This is a genomic window from Lutispora sp. (genome assembly GCF_041687175.1).
Lineage (GTDB): Bacteria > Bacillota > Clostridia > Lutisporales > Lutisporaceae > Lutispora.
Genome location: NZ_JAWLCK010000116.1, coordinates 2,473 through 8,036 on the forward strand (window position 1 = coordinate 2,473; position 5,564 = coordinate 8,036).

General features: G+C 40.6%; 3 protein-coding genes. 1 reads left to right on the plus strand and 2 read right to left on the minus strand.

Annotated elements, in window-relative coordinates; all coding sequences use genetic code 11:
- Nucleotides 1-864: 864 nt before the first annotated feature.
- The gene (locus tag ACESM9_RS12960; protein ID WP_372999393.1) at nucleotides 865-1,398 is read right to left on the minus strand and encodes a chromate transporter; all 534 of its coding nucleotides are present in this window, start codon (nucleotides 1,396-1,398) and stop codon (nucleotides 865-867) included.
- Nucleotides 1,398-1,931 carry a chromate transporter gene (locus ACESM9_RS12965; RefSeq protein ID WP_372999396.1) on the minus strand — a complete coding sequence of 178 codons (534 nt, stop codon included), beginning with the start codon at nucleotides 1,929-1,931 and terminating at the stop codon, nucleotides 1,398-1,400. The genes ACESM9_RS12960 and ACESM9_RS12965 overlap by 1 nt, the downstream gene beginning before the upstream one ends.
- Before the next feature lie 223 nt (nucleotides 1,932-2,154).
- Between ACESM9_RS12965 and ACESM9_RS12970 the strand changes: the two genes are divergently transcribed.
- Nucleotides 2,155-5,564: hypothetical protein (locus ACESM9_RS12970; RefSeq protein ID WP_372999399.1), on the plus strand; the 3,410-nt coding region annotated here is incomplete at its 3' end.

The window sequence follows — 5,564 nt, forward strand, 5'->3', positions numbered from 1 at the left end:
TTATAAAAATACATACCCCTTGGCACACCTATTTTAACACTCAAAAAAATCACCTCTTCACAGCTAGTATTATTGACTGTGAAGAGGTTTTTTAAACATAGATTTGGTCACGTTGCCTGGGGTATTCCTCTGGAGGGTTTATTTGAAACCACTAAAAGACACTAAAGAGTGCATATTAATTATATTCATACTGAAGTTGCTATAAAGTCAATCTTATAACGCTACATAAGCTAAAGAATAAGCATATGTGTAAGTGAACATATTTATTGATTTTGTTAGTAACTCTTAGCGAAGTATCCTTAGAAAAATCGTATGGGCAGCATGGATGGTGCCCAAGCCTTCCAGGGCATGGAGGCCCTTTGGGAGGCGTTAGATTTTTCTTAGGATATGAGCTTTAGAGTTGCCAAAATCAATAACCTTGTAAACTGCACATATGCTTATTCTTTAGGTACTGTAGCTTTCTAAGGTACAGTGAGGTCTATAGTATGGGAGAACGCTACAGTATGCGGATATCAGATATGTGCTGAGGATATTTTGTGAGCTTTGTTATAGTTCTTAGCGAAGAGCGAGCAAAAAAGCCGTAAGGCTGGCACGGATGCCAGCCTAGGCATCCAGGACATGGAGGTCCTTTGGGTGCCGTTAGGCTTTTTGTGAGATCAAGCTGTAGAACTGCCAAAGCGAACTCTCATATCAGAAGCACATATCTAATATTCATACTTTAGTGTCCTTTAGTGGTTAAATAAAGTAACCCACCGTGTAAATCCGTGTTCTTTATAAAGACCCAAGGGGAATACCTAAATCTGAGTTCTGAGTACTGAGCTCTGAGTTCTAATATAAAGAATCCCACAGGCAACGCAATGAACATCAAACAGGCATGCCGTATAGTATGAGTCCAAGTCCTCCAGATATAACAATTGCCAGTATGGGACTTATCTTAAGCTTATATACCCCAATAAAAATCAGAGCACCAATTATCACACTTTTTATATCAACGAAGGATACTTTCCCTATAGTAAAGCAGGCAGCGGCTATGATGCCCAGAACCGCAGGCCTTATTCCTTTTAATACCCACTTGACCCAATCAAGATGTTTAAATTTGTTGAAGTATATGGAAACAATCAGCGCCAGTAATGTGGGAACCAAAAGCACTCCTATGGTACCCAGCAAGGAACCTAAAATACCTGTCATCTTATAGCCTAAATATGTAGAAGAATTAACTGCAATAGGCCCGGGAGTCATCTCCGCTATTGCTACTATATCAATGAACTCTTCTGCATTTATCCAGCCTTTATCCAATATTATATCTTTCTGAATCATGGATATGACTGCATATCCTCCTCCAAAGCTGAAAGCCCCAATCTTCAGGAAAGAAAAGAAGATTTCCCATAATATATTCATTATTTAGCAGCCTCCTCTCTGAAAAAGAAGAAGCCTAAAATCCCAGATACTATTACGGCTGCAATAGGATGAATATTTAAAAATACCATACCTAGAAGAGTACCCAGTGATATAAGAAGGTTCTTGCTTTTTAAACCTATGGACTTTGCCAGCTTGATTACCGCAAATGTTATTAAAGATACTACTGCAGGTCTTATGCCTTTAAAAATGTTCTGAACCGCTGCACTATCCTTTATGGTGGTAAAGAAGACTGCTATGGCAAGTATTATAAGGAAAGATGGTAAAGCTGTTGCCAGAACTCCTGTTACAGCTCCCGGTATTCCTGCCATTCTATATCCTACATAAGTTGCTGTATTCGTGGCCAAAGGACCAGGCAAACTATTGGTCAGCGCAATAGCATCCAGAAACTCATCCTGGCTTATCCACTTTTTATTCTCTACGACTTCCCTCTGTATTACAGGAACCATGGCATAGCCGCCTCCTATGGTAAAGCAGCCAATTTTAAAAAATGTACTGAATAGTTGATAAAGCATTGTTTCACCTACCGTCGCAAAAATTACTTACATTCTTTATATTATGCCATTTAATATGCAGTGTCAAACAACTCTGTCTATTCATCTTATTTATAAGCCTAATACTTTAAGGTGTACTTATTGTAAGATATTTTAGCTAAAATAGAATATATAGGCAATTTAATCCATTTAGATCAGAAATTCCTATGTATCGCTGGGAAAATTCTATAAAAGGGGGATTGAAATGAAAAGGCCCTATAAACTTATAGCCATCTTGCTGATTGTTACATTGATAACACCGATCATTACAGGATTTACAAATTATGAAAAGGATGAGGCGGGAATACTGAGACAAAAACAAGGCAGAGGTATCAAGCCCAGTGATTTATCCTTGCAGACGGGAATAAGCAATCCTATGAAAGGGACATGGACTACACCTGACAAAATAGTTCTGAGATGGACTCCAGACGAGGAATGGATACCTGAAAAAGGATACAATCTATTCAGAACATTAAACGGTAAAACTGAGTTAATAGCCCAAGGTTTGGGGAGCATGACTAGGATTTTACAGCTAGAGAATTCAAATTATAATTTCTCTCCCTATATCGTTGAGCTATACAAAGATGCAAATCTTGATTCAGACAAGATGAAAAAAATAGGGGTGAAATCGGTAAGCGAATTCAACAAACTGGTTTATAGCGATGTTAAACCTTCTATTGAGTATACCAAGATAACAGGTGAGCAAAACTTCATGCTTATTAAGGAAAGCTTATTCAGCCAACCTGGAAGCATTGAAGAAAGAATGCCTCAAATTGATGCATTCCAGAGAAACGATATACACTTCAAGAATGAGATAAAGGCCATTCCTGTTCCTCTTGCTGAGAGAAAAGCCTTGCTTCATGGAAACACACTTATTACCGAGCCTGCCAGAGAGGCAGCCAAATCAGAAAAGGAAATGATCATAGATAAGCTTTTAAAATCCAGAAAAATGATCATGACAAATGCATTTGTCAATCAACAGTTTGCCAATGAAAGCGGTTTGGGATATGAGGATAATCTTGAGGACATCCATATGGACTTAAATGCCAGCGTCAAATACACCCTGGTACCATTGATTGGAGAAAACAGCAGAATAACCCCTGAGCAGGTAGGAGCAGGGATAGTTGGAAATGGCTCCTACAGTGTCACTGTGAAATACGGCGTGGAAGAGCCTGTTGAAGTTCCAAAGGATTTCATGGGCTATGGAGCTGACAACATGGTATCTTTCAGGTGGAAGGCTCCTGAATCGGAATACTCCAGGAGCATCATATCCGGCTACTTTATTGAGCGTAAGAAGAAGGGAGAGGATAATTTCACGCTCATCAACGACATACCTGTGGCTATATCTTATACCGAAGAGGACGGTATACTTTATGAAACACCTGTTTTCTACGAAGATAAGAATGTGCGAAATGGGGATGAGCTGGTCTATAGACTTCAAGCCCTAGATATTTTCGGAAGAGTAAGCGATTTTTCTGAGGAACTGGAAATAAAGGTTCAGAAGGTTACCCCTCCTGATCAGCCTTTTCTGGGAGAGCCTGTTTTATCTACACGAATCAGCGGTCGCACTCCAAAAGGATATGTACAGCTTTTTGAGCAGAACAAATGGAGCGCCGGTATTGCTTTGCCAATTGCCAGGACTTCTGATGATACGGATGTATTTGTAATATATCGAAGTAAAGCACAGGGCAATGGAGTTTTCGGCATTCCGGAGGAATTGGATCGCATTGATTATTTGTCCTTTGTAGATGAACTGGAACTATCGAATCAAACTGTCATTAATTTGAAGCCAATAAATTCACTGACTTTGAAGAAAAGGCAGTTTACAATTAATCCTGATACTGAGGATAGGGTGGATGTCATATACCAGGATAGCACTATTGAGCCCGGATATTACTATAAGTATTGGGTTGCTGCTCTTGATAGCTGGGGAAATGAAAGCATGTGGTCTCAATCCAAAGTGGTGGGTTATGCAACACAATCCCCACCGAAGAATCCCACCAATGTTATAGCTATGATGCGCCACAACCAGGCACTAGAAGACAAGAAAGAGCTTCCTCCCGGATTTTTCCGAAGGTATATGCGAACTGAAAAGACAGATATATCAGCCGTTTTGGAAGGCAATAAATCTATAGACATATCAGGAATGATTGGAAATCAGCAGAGCCAGACATCCCAACTTTTACCCCTTCAGGCAAGCACTCAACCACAGATAGGTTTTTCTTTGTCCGATGCCCTAAGCTTTGACTACAAAACAGCACCTCAGCAGGTGAACATTGAACTGGATAACTTGCCGAATCCGAGGGATGTTTTGGATATGGTGGTATTGTCCAACGAGGAAGTTTCCCAATCCGGATCCCTTGATTTTACCTGGAATCATTATCCGGGAGAAGGCATTTCGGGGTATGCTGTTTACAGGGCATATGCCGACGGAATATCCAAGGAAGCCTTGCGCAGCATGAGCAAGGAAGAAGCATTAGAGGCCTTTGACTGGAAGCTTAAAACAGCTAAAACCGATGTCAATCAATGCACCGATACTGTAGAAAAGAAAAACGGGCGTTTATATATCTACATGATATGTCTCATACCTGAGAAGACCTATGAAGATATACTAAAACCCTTTGGTGAGTTTATTCCTGCTGGATGGGTAAAACTGAACTGGGATCGCCCCCAGGATCCTCAGGTATCTTACTTCAGGGTCTATAGAGCAGAAGTGCCATACTTCGAAGATGATCAGAATCTTTCCGCGCTGAAGTGGAGTATGGTGGCCGATAATCTCAAGAATACAGTTTATAGTGAAAAGGTAGATCAGACTGTTGCCCACTACTATTATTACAAGGTGGTTTCGGTAAGCGTATGGGGAGTGGAATCGGAAAATGGAGCAATTACAAAATACAGAGTTCCTTCCACTGTAGCACCTCAACCGCCTGCCATGCTGGTTCCTTTTTCAAAAAAGGAAATTAACCAGATAAATTTCCTGGGAGTTGCCAATGCCAGTAAATATATTATATACAGGTGTAGAATTCCCAGCATCCTCGATAAGGATTTGAAAAAATTAAATGACATAGAGCCGAAATTATTCAGCAAAATGTTCAATCTGGATATGTACCGGGATACTATTGCAAAATTGGAAGGTTCATCAGGTGTGCCTGAAAAAGCATATGTGGCATCTGCTGCTCCGTTTACAATACCAGCCTTGTTGGATATGACTACAACTGAAACACCTGGATTTACGACTGGCATATCCAGCAGATTCAAGACACAGATGACAGGCAGATCTGATTTCATAAGCAATTTGTCAGGTGTATCTATAACCAGCAAGCTTAGTGCCTTTAAGGCTATTGCAGATGAATACGGTATTCTGGGGGTAGTACCCTACAGCAGCCTTGATAAGGATATGGCTGAAGGAATCAACTGGACCAAGGTAGGGGAAATAACTATTCCAAGGGGAGAGGACCCTACGGGGAAAAAGACCTTCTATGATGAAACAGCTGTTTTCGGGTGCACATATTTATATACTGTTCAGGCAGTAAATGACGACAATCTGCATTCTGACCGTCCTGAACCGGTTTCAGTTTTCACACGCAAGGGTCAGCCATTCCCGCCGGTAACCAA